Below are 18,431 nucleotides of genomic sequence, written 5' to 3'. Positions count from 1 at the left end.
TGCGGAACCGCATTGGAGCCGTGAGGCGTGTCAGCGCGGAAATCTGACGGTGTGGATTTTGGCGAAGCTCCCGGTCTGTGGGAGCTCATGGGCGCTACCGTTCCTTCATGGTGGATGTAAATCATCTGTCGGCGACCGAAGCCTTAGCGTCGGCGACAAAGGCTCTGGATGTTCTCGCCCTGGCTCATGACCGGGGAGGGGTCGGTGTCACCGAGACCGCCCGGGAACTTGGTATTTCCCGCTCCACCGCACACCGAGTGCTGGTCACCCTGACGCACGCAGGCTTCCTGCGCCATGATCCGGGACAGCGTGGATACTCACTGGGTCCACAACTCGTACGTATGGGACTGGACGCCATCGCCCAGCTGGACGTCCGGCGGCAGGCCCGCAGACCCCTCGAAGAACTGTCCGAGAAGCTGCAGGAGACGGTATGCCTGTATAGCTTGGACGCCGCCGTCGTCCGGCTGCTTGACGGAGTCGAGTGTCGGCAGGTTCTGCGCGTCAGCGTTCCGCTTGGCCAGTCCCTTCCCGCGCATGTCACAGCGGCGGGCAAGGCCCTTCTTGCGCTCCGTGACCCGGCACAGGTGCGCGCGGCTCTTCCGGCTGCACTCGCCGCAACGGCAGCAGCGAGCATCACCGAATGGCCGCTGCTTGAGGTGGAGCTGCAGGAAATCAGAGTCCGAGGATGGGCGGCAGACCTCGAAGAAAGCGCACACGACCTGCACAGCGTAGGGGTGGCCGTCCGGAATCGCATCGGGGAGCCACTCGCCGCGATCGCCGTGCACGCACCCGCTGTACGCCTACGAGAACAGGATATGCCGGCGGTTGCCGCGGCTTTGCAGGAGACCGTCACCGCGATCGCCAGGGCAGAGTGACAAACGGGTACCGAAGGGATGAGGCATTAAGGCTCCAGTGTGATCCGCCCATCTGGGATCCACCCTTCCATGTATCCCGTCAGCAGCACATCTACATTCGGTAGATCGCACCGTGTGCCCAACTCCGGCCACTCCTCGGGTCCCACCCAGTGTGTCGCTCCCTTCCGCAACAGAGGTTCGGGTGGGTCACCAGTCGCAGTGAGACGAAATATGAGCACGTGTGCCTCTCGACGGCTCCGCCTCACAGGCACAGGAACCTGAGCCCACCGACATCCTTCGACGGCGCCCCCGCGCACCGGCATCGCGCCGACTACGTCGTGCAGCACGCGCACTGCTGCCTCGCGGTAGGACTCCGTGGCTCGGGCGGATCTTGAAGGCAGCACCCATTGGGGACGGGCTCCAGGAAGGTCGTTCGCCACTAGGGCAAGTCGCCCTTCCATATTCAGCACCGCGACGAACACCACTCGCCGCATCCTGGGCGCTGGCACAACAGGGCGCCCCAAGCCCCTAACGGCATCCAGGAAAACAGGCACGGACCAATCCTGACGCATGGCCGCTTAACCGGCCACTTGTAGTTTCGGGCTCTCCACGGCTTCCAAGCCAGTCGTGACACTTTCCGTGCTGGGCGAAGGCGGCATGGGCCGGGCGCACTTGGTACGACGCCTGCTGCTCGAGGCTGGGACCGCTCCTGGCAGTCCGCTCACCGGATGGCTGATCCGGATGTGCCGGCCATAAGGGAGAGCGCGCTGGCCGTGGTCAAGACGATCCGGCCCGCCTTGCAGGCCGACGACAACGCGGACAGGTTGGAACGTATCCGGGCGCGGCGCATCGCCGAGGTGGATGCGATTCGTACCGTGGTCGGTCCCCGGGTTCCCACGTTCCTCGAAGCCTCGCCTAAGGCCGTCGAGCCGTGGCTCGCCATGGAGTGCATCCCCGGCCCGTCCTTGGACACCCAGGTCGAGATGGGTGGCTTTATCACAGAGCTCGGGTCGTGGGTCGCGCTGGGACTCGGGCTGGTCGAGGCGCTGGAGTCGGTCCACGGTGCAGATCTGCTGCATCGTGACTCGAAGCCAGGGAACGTGGTTCTCGGCCCCAACGGTCCGGTGGTGCTCAACTTGACCTGACGGTCGCAGTCCTCGTGGCACTTTCTTGGTTGATCGTGATGTGCGGAGCATCGTAAGTCTCGCGTTCTCGGCGAGATCTGATGAGGCCTGGCGGCGACGAGCGCAGGCAGAGCCGGAAGTCCTCCGTCTGCCTCTCCGTGCGCAGCGAGGAACGGGCGAGCGCTCGTCCACCAGGCTCGCTTCTTCGTTACTCCGGTTCCTCAGCTCGCGGGATGTCGCCGCGCAAGGCCTTGTCCGTGGCCCGTCCGATGGCGGCCGTCGCTCCTGCGTCCACAGCACCTCCGACAAGGCCTCCCAGGATCGGAACACCTTTGGCGAGAGTGATGGCGGCACGCTGGGTTCCGTACTTCGCTATGAGGTAGGTCCCGGCCTTCTTGTTGATCGCCCGGATCATCGCGATCGGGATCTTCTTGATTATTTGCTCGCCGAGCTTCTGGCCGACCTTCACGCCGAAGGTCGCCAGGACTTTCTGCGTGCTCATTCCGATCGCGAGCATCATCGCGACGGTCCGCATGTGCGGATCACGGATGTCCCATCCCCGAAGGTGCGCGATGGCACCGGCCATCCGCATGTTGATGGCGACGGACGCGGCCACGTTCGCAGGGAGCATCACGCCTGCAGTGACCAGACCTCCGAGCCCGGTAACGAACCCCTGAGTCCCAGCCGCGGCCACGGACTCCTTGATGAGGCGAGCTATGACCGCATCGATGTCGACCTTCATGTCCTCGGGGGAACGGCGCTCGTCGTCACCGGGTGCCCTGTAGTCGGAACCCTGCCGACGCGAGAGGCGGGCCTCGGCCCAGGGCATCGACCCCGTCATCGGTCCCACACCGGTCACCATGACCTTCTCCGCGAGATCGGCAACCCACTGCCCCGTCTTCTCGCCCGCCCCCTCGTCGGGAGTCTCCTTGTCGGCCATCACGCCCCCCTTCCGCGAGCACCCCGTCGAGGGGCGTCCCCGCATCGCTGCGGGCAGGAGAGGGATTCCAGTCGCAGGCGTCCCCGGCAAAGCCGCGGGAGTTGAAGCCGCATTCCCTCGCTACCACCCGTCCACCCCTCACGCCACGACGCTCTTCGCCGTACCGCTGCACCAGCTGAAACGACCACACCTTCCCATGGAAGTGAAAGCATCGTCAAACAATTTGCTGATGTTTGCGCTTGCTTGCGTCGGTGATGGTGAGGAAGCTGTGCTCGCTACTGCGGACCGCAGCCGGCCTCCACCAGGAACGGGCTCGGCCGCCCGGTCCATGAAACGTACAGGCCGTCCCGGGCTCGGGTGCAGGCGACGAACAACAGGCAGCGTTCCGCGGCGAGGTCGGCTTCGTGCTGGAGCCGGTCGTCCTCCTCGGAGGTGATGGCCGAAGGATTCGGCAGGGCGCGATCGTTGACGCCGAGGACGGCGGTGTAGCGGTACTCGAGCCCCTTGAAGGTGTGCATGGTGCCCACGTTGATCGCGTCGTCGGTGCGGGCGGCTCCCGCACGCACCCGGCTGGCTGGGATGCCAGCCGCGATCAGACGGTCCTTGGCCCTCTCGCAGGTCTTGTTGAACCGTGCGCAGACCCCGATCTCCCCGTACAGGGCACCGCCGTCCATCCACTCACGCACCTGCTCGACCAAGGCGTCGAGTTCGGCCTCCTCCGTCTCCGCCGAGTGGACGCGCGGACCGGAGCCGTGCAGGGCGGAGCTGTATCCGATCAGAGTGTCGTGTCGCCCGCTGTCGGCCAGTTCGGCGTAGGGGCGGCCGAGCAGGAGTCCCGTCGCCCAGCTGAGGATCTCCTGGGTGGAACGGTAGTTCTTGCGCAACTTGGTCGAGCGGCCGGCGACGTTGATGCCGAGGGACTTCAGCGACACCCGGTTGTCGTAGATCCGCTGATGCGGGTCGCCAGCGACGAACAGGTCGTCTGGGCGCCGCGGGGCGGCCGCGCGGAGCAGGCGCCACTGGGCCGGGTGGAGGTCCTGGGCCTCGTCGACTACGACATGCCGGTAGCACGGGCCCTGCTCGGTCAGCAGGTCGGTGCCCTCCACGCAGGTGCCGAGGTAGGTGCGCAGCCCGTCCTCGGCCAGCCGCCGGGTGAACTCCTCCACGGTCCGCCACACCAGCGGCCGGGCGGAGGACGGCAGCGCGCTGCCGCGGCCCCGGCGTTCGCAGCGCTCGTACTCCTCCCGGCCGCGGATGTCCTGGGCGAGGACGACGTGCTTGTACTCCTGGGCGAGGAACTGCGGAGTGCCGGTGAAGCCGACGGATTCCGCGGCCTGTTCCCAACGGGAAGTCTCCTCGTACCCGGTGAGCGGGCGACGCGAGGTGCTGACCACGCGTCCGGCGAAGGCGTCGACGGTCATGACGTCCACGCGGTCACGCAGGTCCGCGTCGTCGACGAGTAGAGAGAGTCCTTCGTACAGGGAGTCCACGAGGGCGTTGGTGAAGGTGGTGAGCAGGATGCGGTCGCCGTCGCGCAGATGCTGCAGCAGGTGCCGTACCCGGTGGAGGGCGACGACAGACTTTCCGGTGCCGGGTCCGCCGGTCACCTGCGCGGGACCGGAGTACGACGGACGGTAGGCGACCTTGTGCTGGGCGGGGTGCAGGAAGACCCGCCAGGCGGCGAACGGCTTGTCGAGGATGTCGCGCAGTTCGTCGGCGTCCGTGACGACGGCGATCCGGGTGCGGGTGTGCGCGATGGCGGTCGCGTAGTCGGTGGTGTCGACGGGCTCCTGCGAAGCCGCGTCGGCCAGCGCCGGCACGACGACCTCCTGCCACGTCTGCTCGACACTCGCGCCGAGGGCCAGGTGTTCCAGTACCCGGTACTGGTCCGGAGGGAAGAACTGCCCGAAGACGTCGAGCTGTTCCAGGCTGGTCAGCACACGCGCCTGCCCGAGGGTGGTGGCGTCGATGCCGAGTGCGGCCATCTCCCCGTCGGAAATCTTCGCGAAGAGGCGCTGTTCCTCGGCGGGCGCGATGCGCTCGTATGCCGGGGTCAGTTCTTCCAGGGTGGCGATCTCCCGGAGCTCCACGGCACCGATGACGGAGTTGATGGTCGCCTTCTGCTTCACCGCCCACTCGGTGGCCTCGTCGTGCGGGCCGACCCTGAGCAGCACGAAGGTGTCCCCGGTCTCGGGTGCGAGGACCACACCTCGGTATCCCTGGGTGATCCGGATGGTCCGGATCTGCCGGTCCTTGGCGCCCTTCAGGGATTCCAGCTTCAGGCCCGGGTCCTTGAAGAGCTGGTCGAGGGTGAGCCGCTCGAACTTCTCCCAGGCGTCGAACACGCCGTTCCTGACGTGCTTCTCGAGCTTCTCCAGCTGCTGGCAGAAGGCTATGTCGAAGGCGAGGTGCGGCATGTCGGGATTTTAGGCCGTCATGGCGTGCCGCAGGCCGTTCGGGTATCGGTTCACTGGCTTTCCGGCCATGCTCTGCCGGTCACTCGCCGTCGAGTTCCCGGCGAAGCACGGCCAGGACCTCCGCGACTTCGACGGCCACTTCGTGGCGCGGGCCCTGTACGAGCACGACGTCCTCGTACAGGGTCTCCAGGCATGCCCGTGCCTCCTCCGGGTTGCCCTGGCTCAGCAGCAGCACGCCGATGTCACGGCGCAGCTCCACAGCCGCGTCGCTGACGTCGCTCTCGACGGCCCGTTCCACCTCCAGCACCTCCTGGAGCTCCGCCAGCGCTTCGGTCACCTGGCCGAGTTCGCTGCGGCAGCGGGCGGCCTGGGCACGGCAGTCACGGGCAGCCTCGTCGGAGGGTCCGTTGATGCGGGCGAACGCCTCGGCCAGCGCCTCGAACTCGGGCAGGGCCGCCCGGTGGTCGCCCGCCAGTTGTCGGCTGACCGCGCGGCGACGTCGCAGCCGCAGGACAGCCTTGTTCTCGGCGCCCAGGGCCCGCGCCAGCGGCTCGATCATCTCCCCCGCGACCTCGGCGGCCTGCGTGTAGCGCTCCTCCTCCATGAGGGCGATGTAGTGCTCGTCGACCTCCCGCAGCTGGGCCCGCAGCAACTCCCGTTCGGGCGCCGAGACCATATACCCGGCGACCTGACCGGGCGTCGCCGGGTCCTGGGCGACACGGGGACGGCTGTCGGCTCGGGCGCGGGGTGCGTAGGGGCGCCGGTAGAGCCCCGTCGGGTCCGGCGCCCCGGGCGGCCCGGCCTCCCCGAGAGCGGAGGACTCCCCGGGGGCCGGGAGGAAGGGCATCAGCCGCTCGTACACCTCCTGCACGTCCACAGGCCGGCCCTCCGGGGTCTTGCGGAGCAGGTGCAGGACCAGCGCCTCCAGCTCCTCCGGCACGTCGGCGCGCAGCCGCCGTAGCGGGGTGGGTGCGGCACGGACGTGCTGGTCCATCAGCTCGAAGTCGCTGCGCGCGCTGAACAGCGGCTTGCCGCAGAGAAGTTCGTGGAGCACGCAGCCGAGGGCGTAGAGGTCGGTGCGCGGGGTGACCCGGGTGCCGCGCACCTGCTCGGGCGACATGTACTGGTGCGTGCCGATGGGGTGGCCGGAGGCCGTCAGCCTGGTGACATCGGTCTGCAGGATCGCCGCGACGCCGAAGTCGAGGACCTTCACCGTGCCGTCCCGCGCAACCAGGATGTTGGACGGCTTGAGGTCGCGGTGCACCACAGGTACGTCGTGCGCGTACGAGAGCACGGTGGCGACCTGCGCGGCGACCGCGACGGCCCAGCTGACCGGCAGGGGCCGCTCCTCGTCCACGTACCGGGTGAGGGGGACGCCCTCCACCAGCTCCATGACGAGGAACAGGTGCTCGTACGTGGCGTCGAGCACGGCGTCGTACACCTGCGGCACGCCCGAGTGCTGGATGCGGGCGGTGATCCGGGCCTCGCGGCGGAAGCGTCGTTCGAGCTCCTCGGCCAGTCGGGGCGTGGCGGCGACGGCCTGCGGCCGGATTCGCTTCACGGCGATGGGCCGGTCCAGCACCGCGTCGTAGCCCCGCCACACGTCACCCATACCGCCGTTGCCAAGCCGCTCCAACAACTCGTAGCGGCCCGCGATCGGTCTGTCCGGCACCTGTCCCCGCCCCGCGTCCTGCACTCCGGTTCGCTCGTTCCACCGAGCCCCGTTGACCGCGGCCAGTTTCCCCGGAAAGGGATCACTGCGTCCAGTCTGGTCCTACGAAGACATGGCGGACAGGTTGCATCGCGCCAGCGCGTACTTGGCCCAGACCGTTTTACCGGGACCGTCCGGGCGCGGTTCGCAGCCTCACCGGTCGGCGAGGGCCCCGACCAGGGGAAGTCCACGTCCGCCGGTGCGGACGGAGCCGACGGCGGCATCGGCAGCGGGCGCGGGGAGTTCGTCGCCTCGCGTGTCGGTGACCTCCACGCGGACGGTGAGGGATTGAGGGGCAGGCACGGAGAGGGCAAGGAGGTGGACGCGGAAGTCGCGGCCGGGCACATGGCCGTGGGTGACGGCGTTGGCGGTGAGCTCGGAAAGCAGCAGGCTCGGCACGTCGTGCTCCTCGCTGCCGTACGGCACGCTCCAGGAGTCGAGCCGTTCCGCGCAGAGCCAAGGGGAGCGACTGGCGGTCGGGGCACAAGCGTGGACCCACTTCGTGGGACTCGTTGCTTGCGGCTGAATCGTAAACGCAGGCTTCAGGGCCCGGTGCGAGCATCCGCGCCGGGCCCCGATCCCCTCAGAAGTCGTCCAGCCCTTCCTCCCGGCGGATCATCCGCCAGGCCGCGCGGCGCGCACTGCGGTCGAGGTTGGACTTGAAGTCCCGGTCCGCGCCGAAGTAGCGCTTGCCAAGCGTGTCGATCGTGGAGACATGGTCCATCATGTTCTCCTCGAACTTCTTGTCGAAGACGATGCCGAAGTTCTCCTCGTCGTTGACGAGGGCGGCGGCCCGGACCTTCGGGTCCTTCTTGGTGGCGTTGAAGGCCGGGAGGACGTCCTCCTCGGTGAACTCCGTGCCGAACTTCGTGTTGAACTTCTCGATGAGGTCGGACAGCAGTGACTTCTCCGCGTCCTTGGCGCCGCCTGCCCCGTCACCGAAGCCCTTGAGCTCGGCCGCACCCTCGGAGTTGAGGGACACGTCGTGCTCGCCGGTCTTCTCGACGCGCAGGTGGCTGAGGTCGACCTCGCCTATGTCGACCCCGCCGTCCGCGAGACGGGGGAGCCGGTTGAGCAGGTAGCGCCCGTAGAGATAGAGGCGCTCCAACTCCGGGTCCTGGTACGGGACGATCTGCGCGAGGAAGCCGTATTTGCGGACGTAGTCGTTGAGGTTGGCCCGGAACTTCTCGGCGGCCTCGACGTCGTCCTCCTCATCGCTCTCCAGAAGGGCGGTGAAACGGACGACCGCGGGGGACAGGAGCCGGTACAACTCGGCATGCAGCTTCTCCCACTTGACCTGGGAGCCGACGGCCTTCTCCTGCGCCTCCAGGTACGCGGCGACGAACTCGTCCATGTCCTGCTCCGAGATGATCGGCGCGGACATGACGCGGCTCTGTGCCGTGTAGAGGAGGTTAGGGTCGGAGGGCAGGGTGTGCGCCTCCTCGAAGTACGGGCGGAAGGCGTTCTTGATGTCCTCGGCGTCGTTGACGAAGTCCAGGACGGCGAGGTCGGCCTGGGACTTGCGGTCGGCCGTGCGGTTGAGACGCGAGAGCGTCTGCACGGCGGCGATGCCGGTCAGTGTCTTGTTGACATACATCGTCGTCAGCAGCGGCTGGTCGAAGCCGGTCTGGTACTTCTCGGCGACGACGAGGATCCGGTACTCCTGCTGGCCCTTGCCGCCGGCTTTCGCGGCCTTGTCGTCGGCGCGGGTGTAGCCGAATGCCTTCGGCAACGCGCTCTCGGAGAGGCCACCGTTCTCCTTGCTCTCGGTGGTCTCCTCTCCGTCGATGGTGAGGGACCCGGAGAAGGCGACCAGGACGCCGAGGTCCGGGTACTTCGTGTCGTACTCGCGGTCGGCGATGTAGCTGCGGATGGCGCGGGCCATCTGTACGGCGGAGTGCCGGGAGGCTGTGACCACCATCGCCTTGGCCCGTCCGCCGAGTCGGCCCCGGCTGTGGGCGACGAAGTGCTCGACTACCACCTGGGCGTGCTGGGACACCGTGTGCTCGTGCATGAGCGCGAACCGGGCGAGCAGGCTGTTCGCCTTGGAGGGGTCGACCTCCTTCTCGTCGTGGTTGAGGTTCGCGAGCTTCCAGTAGGTGTTGTAAGTGACGTAGTTGCGCAGGGGGTCGAGGATGAATCCCTCCTCGATTGCCTGGCGCATGGAGTAGGTGTGGAAGGGGCGGTAGACGGTCTTGCCGTTCTCCACGTTTTCCGTGCCGAAGAGTTCGAGGGTCTTGGACTTCGGCGTGGCGGTGAAGGCGAAATAGGAGAGGTTGGCGGCCTGGGAGCGCTCGACCGCCTTCGCCCTCAGCTTGTCGTCGATGGTGACGGTGGTCGCGCCCTCGTCGTCCGAGTCGGCGTCCAGGCCGAGATCTCGCAGTGCCGACTTAACGGCGGTGGCGGCGTCGCCGGACTGCGAGGAGTGCGCCTCGTCGACGATGATCGCGAAGCGGGTGCCTTTGATCTCGGTGGGGTTGCGCTTGATGTAGTCCAGCAGCGCGGGGAACGAGTGCAGGGTGACCGTGACGATCTTCCCGGTGTCCCGGGAGAGGGCGCGGGCCAGTTGCTCGCTCTTCGCCCCGTGCTTCTCGTCGATCTTCACGACCAGGCCGTCGGTCTGCGAGAAGCTGCCGACGGTCGCCGAGAGCTGGGCGTCCAGGGCCCGGCGGTCGGTGATGACGATGACCTTGTCGAAGACGGGTTCACCGGGCTTGATACGGCCGCTCGCGAGCGCGTCGGGCCGCAGGACGGCCGGGTCCCTGCGGGCATGCAGGTCACTCAGGCGGTGGGCCAGCCAGCCGATGGTGTTCGACTTGCCGGACCCGGCGGAGGCCATGATCAGGTAGTTCTGGCCGGCGCCGTGCACGGACGCGTGCGCGGTGAGCTTCTGGACCACGTCCCACTGGTGGAAGCGAGGGAAGATCGTCGACTTGGTGGTGCTTCCGCCGGGCGTCTTGTGCTTCTGCTGGTGCACGAAACGCTGGAGGAGGTCGAGCCAGTTGTCCCGCTGCCAGACCTTTTCCCAGAGGTACGAGGTGCTGTGCGCGAAGGGGGTCGTAGATGGAGGGTTCCCCGTCCCGCCGGGCTGGCCGGGGCCCTCCGAGCCGGTGTTGAAGGGCAGGAACCGGGTGCTCATGCCGCGCAGTTGCGTCGCAACGAAAACGAGGTCCGGGTCGACGGCGAAGTTAGCGATGACGCGCCGCGTGAAGATCAGCTCGGTCGGGTCGCGGTCGGTCCTGTACTGCTCCTTGGCCTGCTCGACACCCTGCCCGGTCAGCGGGTTCTTCAACTCGGCCGTGGCGACCGGGATGCCGTTGAGGAACAGGGTCAGGTCGAGCCGGTGCCCCCAGTCGGCCTGCTTGGTGGCGTAGGGGAGTTCCCGGACGACGGAGAGACGGTTGGCCCGGTAGCCGTCGAGGACGGAGGGGTCGGAGACGAGGTTGGGCTCGAAGTAGGCGACGCGCAGCCGCACTCCGCGGTCCTTCACGCCGTTGCGGAGCACGTGGAGCAGCCCGTCGTCCGCGATGGCCCGGTCGAGGCGCTGGGCGAAACCGCGCTGCGCTTCGTTGGGGTTGCCGCTGTAGACGGTGAGGAGTTCGTCCCACTCGTCGGGCTGGGTCGCACCGATGAAGGTGAACAACTCGTTGGTGTCGAGCCCGAGGTCGGCCCGGTAGTCCTCGGGGTTGGCCTCCCGCCAGCCTCGCTCGCAGAGGGCGGCAACAATGTGAGACCCGAAGGAGGACTCGTCGTGCACGGGGCTCATACGGAGACTCCTTCGGTTACGTTGTGGCCGCTGGCGGTGGATACGTCGAACTGGCCGGTTACGGCGGCAGTAATCAGGGATTGGCGGCGTTCCTGGAGGAGAGAAATTTGTTTGCTTAGCCTGTCTCCGACGCCGTTGACAAGCTCAAGATCGTGATCGATTTGACGCGACAGCGCTTGCTGCTGAGCGAAGTCGGGAACTGCAACGGCTTGTGCGAGGTACCCCTCACTGTCGAGGTTCTGGATCCCTGTCGTCTGCTTGATGAATGGAATGTTCCGGCCAGCCTTATAGAGAGCGGCCATGAGAAGGCCAGCATATCTGGGGTATACGTCATTTGCTGGACGTAGGACGGAAACAAAGTTTGAGCAAATGGATCGCTCTTGAGAAGAGAAAGTCACAGCGAATCCGACGGGGCTGGCTTCGCCGCCGCCAGACTTCTCCAGCAGTACGTCCCCGTGAGACAGGATTCTCCCGCGCAGCAGATTGGGCTCTACGTGACGCAGCGTCGGGGCATGTGAAGTGCTGTGCAACCGGTCCCGAACGAAGTCGGCGACCCGAACGCAATGGACATCGGCTCCATCACCGAGCGGTTCATCGCCCCATACGCCGTTGCGTACTTCCGTGAACATGTACTTTACACGGGTTGCGCGCCAGTTAGAGCGGGTATCAGGCGGGAGTACACGGTGAATCAACTCCGTGTTGAACCTCTCGCGAATGAGTATCTGCTGGCTCAGCTTCAGCGACCTCAACGCGTCGATTCGGTCGGTTTCGACGTCAAGGAATTCAGCGATGCGACGTTGCTCTTCCAGTGGAGGAATGAGCAGGGGCATGGGGTGGAAATTCTCCTTGGATACCCGACGATCGAAGGTTGTGTCCGCTCGAGTATACAGGCGGTACTGATCGCGGTATGGGGCACTTCGCAGGAGGTGATGTACAAAGTTTGGGTGTAGGTCGTTTCCGAGTCGATAGACGCGATAGTCAGGGCTGACTGCGCCGGTGATGTGTGACACGCCGATGCCGCCACCGGTCAGCCACATGGGATTAACCACTAGGTTTCCTGGCCTGGCGATCCAGTATCTTTCGATGGTTGATTCCGACGGTGCCTGCTTTCCCAAACCGCCGTCCTCGCTTCGTGGTTGGATCACACCGGTTGAAGCAAGCGAAAGTAGGGGCATGGACCTGTTCGCGTTCGTCTCGTTTACGAGGATGGCATGCCGTCGGAACGGCTCGAACCGCCAAGTGTTGGGCAACCGCCGACTTGCTGTTTCAATGGCCAGATCGAAAGTCACTCCGTCACCTCCTCAAGAAGCCCCCGGATCTGCGCCTCCAACGCCTTCAGCTCTGCATCGATCTCAGCCAGTGGCCGCGGCGGCTCATGCACATAGAAGTGCCGCGTGAACGGAATCTCGTACCCGACCTTCGTCTTGCTGTGGTCGATCCACGCGTCCGGTACATGCGGGTGAACCTCCCGCGCCAGGTACTCCTCGACGTCCTCACCAAGTGGAACGTTCTCGTAGTCCCGCAGCTCCCCATCCGACTCGGACTGCCCCTTGACGAGCTGGACCTCACCCTCCGGATCCCGGACGCCGATGACCTCCCGCAATGCTCTGTTGAACGGCGCTCCCGTAGGCCAAGTCCCGCCGGCCTGGACCACCGCGTCCTTCAGCGCCAGCCAAGCCTCCTGCTTTGTACCCCAGCCCGTGCTCATCAGGGACTTGAAGGCGTTCGCAAGGGCAGGAGCCTGCGGCAGCTTCTGGATGACCTTGGACGCCTCCAACGCCGCCAGCGTTTCCTCCGACACCTCGAAGTGCAGCTTCAGCGGGCGTTCCACCGTGATCCGCTGGTAGCCGAAGTTCTCGTTACAGAAGACCTTCACCTTGCCGTGCAACGGGTGCTCCGCGTCGCTCGCCACGGCCAGGGCCTCGCCGTACAGCTTGACCACCGTGGCGATGTGGTCCGTGCCCAGCTGCTTGCGCTTGTCGCCGAGAGACTTGCGCATCTTCTGCCACTGGTCGCGGGCGTCCAGCAGGACAACCTTGCCCTTGTGGTCAGGGCTCTTCCGGTTGGTCAGGATCCAGAAGTATGTCGAGATGCCGGTGTTGTAGAAGAGCTGGTCCGGCAGGGCGACAATGCCTTCGAGCCAGTCGTTCTCGAGGATCCAGCGGCGGATCTCCGACTCGCCCGAGCCAGCGCCGCCCGAAAAGAGCGGCGAGCCGTTGAAGACGATCGCCAGACGCGAACCGCCCCCGCCGTCGACGTCCACCGGCTTCATCTTGTCGATCATGTGCTGGAGGAACAGCAGCGAGCCGTCGTTGATGCGCGGCAGGCCCGCACCGAAACGTCCCGCGTCGCCGAGCGAGTTGTGCTCCGCCTCGACCTCGTCCTTGACCTTCTTCCACTCCACACCGAACGGCGGGTTGGCCAGCATGTAGTCGAAGGTCTTGCGCTTGTGGCCGTCGTCCGAGAAGGAGTTGCCGAAGGCGATGTTCTCCGGGTCCTGGCCCTTGATCATGAGGTCGGACCGGCAGATCGCCCACGACTCGGGGTTGAGCTCCTGCCCGTACACCTCCACCGTGGCGTCCGGGTTCAGCTCCGTGATCAGGTCGTCCATCGCGGAGAGCATGCCGCCCGTGCCGCAGGCGGGGTCGAGGACCGTCCGTACGGCGCCCGGAAGCTGGAGCGCGTCGCCGTCCGGTGCGACCAGCAACCGCACCATCAGCTGGATGACCTCACGCGGCGTGAAGTGCTCACCGGCCGTCTCGTTGGACTGCTCGGAGAAGCGGCGGATCAACTCCTCGAAGATGTAACCCATGTTGTGGTTGGGCACGACCTCGGGACGGAGGTCCAGGTCGGTGAACTTGCCGATGACCTGGTAGAGCAGCCCCGAGCTGTCCAGCCGCTTGATCTGCTGGGCGAACTCGAACCGGTCCAGCACACCGCGGGCGTTGTCGGAGAACGCCCCCACGTACACCGCGAGGTTCTTGGCCGCGTTCTGCGGGTCCGCAGCGATCTTCTTCAGAGTCAGGCTGGACCTGTTGTAGAAGGCGTGACCCGAGGCCCGGCGCAGGAAGCGGTCCGGGTCGATGTCGCTGTCCTTGTGCTGCTCCGCGATCTCCGCGACCTTGTCGCGCGTCGGTGCCAGCACGCACTCCAGCCGCCGCAGCACTGTGAACGGCAGGATGACCTTGCCGTAGTCGGACTGCTTGTAGTCCCCCCGCAGGAGGTCGGCGACGGACCACGCGTGGTTCGCCAACTCCGTGTGCTTGCTGCTGTTCAAGACTTCTTCCGCTTCCCTTCCAGGGCCGGTACGGATGACTGCGAGCGCGGAGGGAGGGTTCGTTCCTCGTCCGTCCGCATCAAGTGTGGGGGGAGTTCGAAAGCTTCGGTGGGGTCCGGCAGCAACTGCCCGCCCGTGAGCCCCCCGCTCACGAGCCGTGCCGTCTCCTCGGCCAGGTCCCTTGCGCGCCGTGCCTGTTCACGCAGCGCCTCGACGTGGCGGAACGCGTCGCCATAGCGTCGCTGCTCCGCCAGCGGCAGCAGCGGTACGCGCAGCCGCCCCGGGCTGAGGTGGAGCGTCGAGCTGCCGGTCGAGGCGCCCGCCAGGTTGGCCTCGGAGCTGAGGAAGCCGAAGAGGAACCAGGGGTCCAGACGCGCCGGGTCCGGCCGGAACAGGTGGACGCCCGCGCCGAGCAGGACGCCGGCCTCCGCCTCGCCCGCGACCCGGGCCACGGCGCCTGTGCCGCCGACCAGGTTGCGGACCAGGACGTCGCCCACGGCGATCTCCGGCATCTGCTCGGCCTGCACGTCCAGGACGTGTCCTGTCGGCTCGGTTCCGCGGGCGATGTCGCCGCCCGTCAAAGCCGGCCAGTGTTCCCCGCTGTCGGCGCCGGCCTCAGCGCCCTCAGGCTCCGCGGCCATCGCCCGTGGTGAGACCGGGACCGCACGCAGAACCTTCAGCGCCCCGCCCCGGGCCAGGTCCGACACCGTGGCGGTGCGCCACTCGCGGGCCGAAGCCCCCGCGGCGTCCCACGACGCCCTGCCAGCCAGCTCGGCCACCGTCCGTACTGCCGCCGCCAACCCTTCGCGGGTCGCCGCGGCCTCACCGGCCAGTTCCTGCGGGTCGATGTCTGCCTGGGACGCACGCACCTGCCGAGCCGGGGTCACGTCGACGACCTCGTCGAGCAGGTCGACCACGCTCACTGACCGCGCCACACCCGCCTGCGCCTCGAACCCGTCCGGGTCCTCGGCGTACGTCGTCCACGCGGAGAGGATCTGCTCGGTGACCCGCGCCCAGTCCACCGCACCGGTTCGGCTCCCGCCGCGCCCTGGTGCCGCGGGCTCGCCCACGGTGTCGACGAAGAGCACCGTCTGGTACGCCGGCCGGGTCGGTTCCGGCCGCTGCAGCACCCACACCTGCAGGCCGATGTGCAGCGGGATCGCCGCCCCCGACGGCAGAGCTGCCACCGCCCGCAGCGCGCCGCTGCGGATCAGCTCGGCGCGGATGCGGCGGCCGGAGGAGCGGGACGCCGTGGCCGGCGGGAGGAGCAGCACGGCGTGGCCGCCCGGTTCGAGGTGGGCCAGCGCGTGCTGGACCCAGGCCAGTTCGGACTCGGCGCGGGGCGGGTGACCGTACGCCCAGCGTGAGTCGTAGCCCAGTTCGTCGTGGCCCCAGTCCCGGTCGCCATAGGGCGGATTGCACAGCACGGCGTCGACGGTGAGGTCCGGGAAGGCGTCGGCGCGCAGACTGTCACCCGTGCGCACGGTCACGTTCGCGCCTTCCTCGGCCGTCAAGGTCAGGCCGACCGCGGTCCGCCGTGCCTGGACGGGGAGGCTGTCCTGCCCGTACAGCTCGCGCGCGCCGCGCGCGGCGGCGGCCGACAACAAGGTGCCGCTGCCGCACGCCGGGTCGAGGACGCGGGCGGGGGAGCCAGGGATGAGGCGGGCCAGTAGGTCGGCGAGCGGGGCCGGGGTCCGATAGGCACCACTGGCGGCGCTGTCCTCCAGTTCCCTCTCCGCCAGTACGCCCAGCGTCGTCTGCGCGCTCTCGTCGCGGACACAGAGCAGCAGAGCGCGCAGGATCGTTGTGTCGGCGTCGGTGAACCGGACGGGTTCCGTGTCCGGCACCACGTCCGCGACTCCGGCCGCCGCGTCGTTCACCTGCTTCACCAGTTCGTCGTCGGGCAGCGCGAGCAGGCCGGTGAGGCCGTCGGCGGGGCGGCGGGCGGCTGCCAGAACCAGCAGGAGCAGGTCGGACGTGCCGGCGCCGGACCGTTCGCGAAGGCGCAGGGTGGTCCGCAGCTCCGCGCTGGGCGTGGCTGCCGTGTGCTGTCCGCGTGAGGCGAGCCAGGCACGGACCACCTCCAGGTCGTACAGCGGGCTGCTGTCCGTGCCGCCCGAGGGTGCCGGGAAGTCCTCGTGCCGACGGCGCCAGTTGCTGACGGTGGCGCGCGTGACGCCCGCGATGCGGGAGATCTCGGCGGCTGTCACCTGGGCGGGTGCTGTGGGTGGCTGTGACATGGATGTGGTCCTGGCTCCGGTCGTCGGCGTGGTTACAACCTACAGCATGAGTCAACTCACGAATACCGTTGGACAGTGCTTTCACGGTCATGCTTTGATGTAGTCGCTTCCGATGGTGAGCGATGCTCCCCGGCGTGAGGCGCGAACTTTCCTTGCCATAGCCATGTCTTTGAGCGCCCCCACTCCTTGTCCGGTCACTACTCCTCTCGGCGGGAAGCCGAGGGGTGCGGTGTCTCGGGCCAGGCATCGGGCGATCGATCACCACCCAGGGGGCGGCCATGCACCTGACATGTGCGACCCCGCTCAACACCACCCGCGACCTGGAAGGCCATCGTGACGATCACCGAGCGCATAGAGCTGGTCCGTCGCTTCGCCGACGATTTCACCGCCCTGCAGGAGGCCGTCCTTGCGCGAATGAACGGGATCTGCGCTGCGGAGACCGTCGCGGCCTTGGAGCACGCTTCGCTCGCCGGTCCCATCACCGTCGTTCTCGCTCACGCCGATGTCCTCGCTCGCGGGGCCGTCCGGCGCGCGGAACTCTCGGTCCAGCCCCCGGAGCGGCTGCGACGGCTCCGAGCGCACGCGCGCAAGGTGCGACGGGCCCGGTCGCAGGCGGAGGCCCTGTACAAGGAGCAGCGTGCCCGCCGCCTCACCGGTCGCCCCCGGCCTGTGGAGATGCTGGAGCTGAGGGTGGCGCGCACAGCGTCCCCGGCGGCCTTCGCTGAGGCGCTGCGGCAGGAACTCCGCGACCGAGGGCTGCCGGACGGTACACCGCAGGCGCCGGAGAGCGATCTCGCCCGGTGGGCGTGGGGCCGGACAGCGGAGGGCGCAGGCGATGATCTGCCGGCACCGGTGCGTGAACTGCGGGACTGCGACGACGACGCCTTCGTTCAGGCCCTCCTGCGCGACGCGCAGGAGGAGGAGAACCCGTACCTCTCGCACGACGCGGTGGTCGAAGGTTGGGGCCGTCACGCCCGTGCCGCGCTGGCCTGGGGCCGCTATGTGATCGGTCAGGCGGAACGGGACGTACTCGCCCTCACCTCCTCCGTACGGCGCAGTCGACTAGACGCTCTCGACGACGCCTACCAGGACACCGCGGTTCTCGCCGCCCGCGCACGCGAAGCCCAGCTCCGGGTCACGGACCTCCATGACCGGATGCGGGCCTGCATGACCACGGGGCCTTTCGCGGAACTCATCGCGCAGTGTCGCGCCGCGGCGCTGGCGCGCTTCGCCGACGCCGAACCCAAGTTGTGGCACAGCGTGTGCGAGCTGACCGTGAGGCACCAGGAGTGCTGCCCCGAACAGGCCGACGGCTGCCCGCACTGCCACCGCGCTCTCGCAGCCGTCCTGGCTGACGTCCACCCTGTCGACACGGGCGAGGGCCGGGACGGTGGACGTCCGGCGGCAACGGTTCCGGCCGACGGGGATCGTTACGCCATGCTCGCCGACCTTCCCGACATTGCCGTCGTGGCCGTCGCCGACGCCGCCGTCGGTGACGAGTCCGCACTGTGCGGCTATGGCTGGGCCGCCGAAGACGGGACCGTCGGATACGGCGACTCCCTGGCATCAAGCAGCGGCGAAGCCGAAGTCATCGGCATCTGCGCTGCCGCCCTCGGCCTCATCGAGCAACACGAGGACGTACCCGTGGTCCTCCTGTGCGACAGCACCGAGGCAGTCGACGCCGTCAACGCGGCCCTGCTCTCTGCCGACCCGGCAGCGGCCTACCGCACCCTCCTCTTTCCGGAGAGCCGGAAACTGATGGACCGCCTGGTGCGCCACCGTCACCGTGTCCAGGTCCGCTGGCTCAAAGGCCACATCGGACACGACCTCAACGAGACCGCTGACGCCTTCGCAGGCCTCGCCCTCCGCCGTGCCAACGGCCGGATCCCTTCCTCCGCAGCGCGGAAGGAAGAGGCGCGGATCCTGCGCTCGCTCGGCTCTGGAGCAGGCCCCTTCTCGGTCGCTGCTTGAGTGCATGCCTCGATCCGGCAGGCGGGCGACAAGTGTCACGACGGTGGGCCTCGCCCTCCCGGTCGCGCCGCCCGACAGCAGAACAGTTGGTTATCCCCCGCTCGCACACATAACCTTCACAGGTAGCCTCT

At 67.6% G+C, this 18,431-nt stretch carries 11 protein-coding genes; 3 read left to right on the top strand and 8 right to left on the bottom strand.

Translation table 11 applies throughout. The features are described from left to right. Window positions 1–107: 107 nt before the first annotated feature. A complete protein-coding gene (locus ACZ7OY_RS08480; protein WP_471910684.1) occupies window positions 108–875 on the top strand; it encodes an IclR family transcriptional regulator in 768 nt (255 codons plus the stop codon). Window positions 876–1,582: 707 nt separating this feature from the next. Continuing rightward, entirely contained in the window at window positions 1,583–1,999 is a 417-nt protein-coding gene (locus ACZ7OY_RS08475; RefSeq protein WP_471910683.1) for a protein kinase family protein, read from the top strand. Window positions 2,000–2,186: 187 nt separating this feature from the next. On the opposite strand, the gene ACZ7OY_RS08470 is transcribed toward ACZ7OY_RS08475, so the two are convergent. From ACZ7OY_RS08470 to ACZ7OY_RS08435, 8 genes are all read right to left on the bottom strand, one after another. Further along, window positions 2,187–2,918 carry an EcsC family protein gene (locus ACZ7OY_RS08470; RefSeq protein ID WP_471910682.1) on the bottom strand — a complete coding sequence of 244 codons (732 nt, stop codon included), beginning with the start codon at window positions 2,916–2,918 and terminating at the stop codon, window positions 2,187–2,189. A gap of 275 nt (window positions 2,919–3,193) precedes the next feature. After that, window positions 3,194–5,335: a UvrD-helicase domain-containing protein gene (locus ACZ7OY_RS08465; protein WP_471910681.1), complete on the bottom strand. Its 2,142-nt coding sequence runs from the start codon at window positions 5,333–5,335 to the stop codon at window positions 3,194–3,196. A gap of 79 nt (window positions 5,336–5,414) precedes the next feature. Next, window positions 5,415–7,007 (bottom strand): serine/threonine-protein kinase, encoded by a 1,593-nt coding sequence (locus ACZ7OY_RS08460; protein WP_471910680.1) that lies wholly within the window; start codon window positions 7,005–7,007, stop codon window positions 5,415–5,417. A 192-nt stretch (window positions 7,008–7,199) separates the two neighbouring features. Continuing rightward, window positions 7,200–7,472, bottom strand: a complete 273-nt coding sequence (locus tag ACZ7OY_RS08455; protein WP_471910679.1) for an ATP-binding protein — start codon at window positions 7,470–7,472, stop codon at window positions 7,200–7,202. Window positions 7,473–7,629: 157 nt separating this feature from the next. Then, window positions 7,630–10,812, bottom strand: coding sequence for a type I restriction endonuclease subunit R (locus tag ACZ7OY_RS08450; protein ID WP_471910678.1), 3,183 nt, complete (start codon window positions 10,810–10,812; stop codon window positions 7,630–7,632). Then, window positions 10,809–12,101, bottom strand: a complete 1,293-nt coding sequence (locus tag ACZ7OY_RS08445) for a hypothetical protein (RefSeq protein WP_471910677.1) — start codon at window positions 12,099–12,101, stop codon at window positions 10,809–10,811. The genes ACZ7OY_RS08450 and ACZ7OY_RS08445 overlap by 4 nt, the downstream gene beginning before the upstream one ends. Further along, window positions 12,098–14,089 carry a type I restriction-modification system subunit M gene (locus ACZ7OY_RS08440; protein ID WP_471910676.1) on the bottom strand — a complete coding sequence of 664 codons (1,992 nt, stop codon included), beginning with the start codon at window positions 14,087–14,089 and terminating at the stop codon, window positions 12,098–12,100. Before ACZ7OY_RS08440 ends, ACZ7OY_RS08445 begins: the two co-directional genes overlap by 4 nt. Beyond that, window positions 14,086–16,329, bottom strand: a complete 2,244-nt coding sequence (locus ACZ7OY_RS08435) for an N-6 DNA methylase (RefSeq protein ID WP_471910675.1) — start codon at window positions 16,327–16,329, stop codon at window positions 14,086–14,088. Before ACZ7OY_RS08435 ends, ACZ7OY_RS08440 begins: the two co-directional genes overlap by 4 nt. 333 nt (window positions 16,330–16,662) lie before the next feature. Between ACZ7OY_RS08435 and ACZ7OY_RS08430 the strand changes: the two genes are divergently transcribed. Next, window positions 16,663–18,300, top strand: a complete 1,638-nt coding sequence (locus tag ACZ7OY_RS08430; protein ID WP_471910674.1) for an RNase H family protein — start codon at window positions 16,663–16,665, stop codon at window positions 18,298–18,300. Window positions 18,301–18,431 lie beyond the last annotated feature (131 nt).

The sequence above is a fragment of the Streptomyces sp. NPDC107559 genome (assembly GCF_055657365.1).
This window is presented reverse-complemented; position numbering and strand designations above follow the sequence as displayed.

Coding starts and splice junctions, on each gene's coding strand:
- ACZ7OY_RS08470 (WP_471910682.1), bottom strand. CDS start 2,918: ATGGCCGACAAGGAGACTCCCGACGAGGGGGCGGGCGAGAAGACGGGG.
- ACZ7OY_RS08475 (WP_471910683.1), top strand. CDS start 1,583: ATGGCTGATCCGGATGTGCCGGCCATAAGGGAGAGCGCGCTGGCCGTG.
- ACZ7OY_RS08450 (WP_471910678.1), bottom strand. CDS start 10,812: ATGAGCCCCGTGCACGACGAGTCCTCCTTCGGGTCTCACATTGTTGCC.
- ACZ7OY_RS08465 (WP_471910681.1), bottom strand. CDS start 5,335: ATGCCGCACCTCGCCTTCGACATAGCCTTCTGCCAGCAGCTGGAGAAG.
- ACZ7OY_RS08435 (WP_471910675.1), bottom strand. CDS start 16,329: ATGTCACAGCCACCCACAGCACCCGCCCAGGTGACAGCCGCCGAGATC.
- ACZ7OY_RS08480 (WP_471910684.1), top strand. CDS start 108: ATGGTGGATGTAAATCATCTGTCGGCGACCGAAGCCTTAGCGTCGGCG.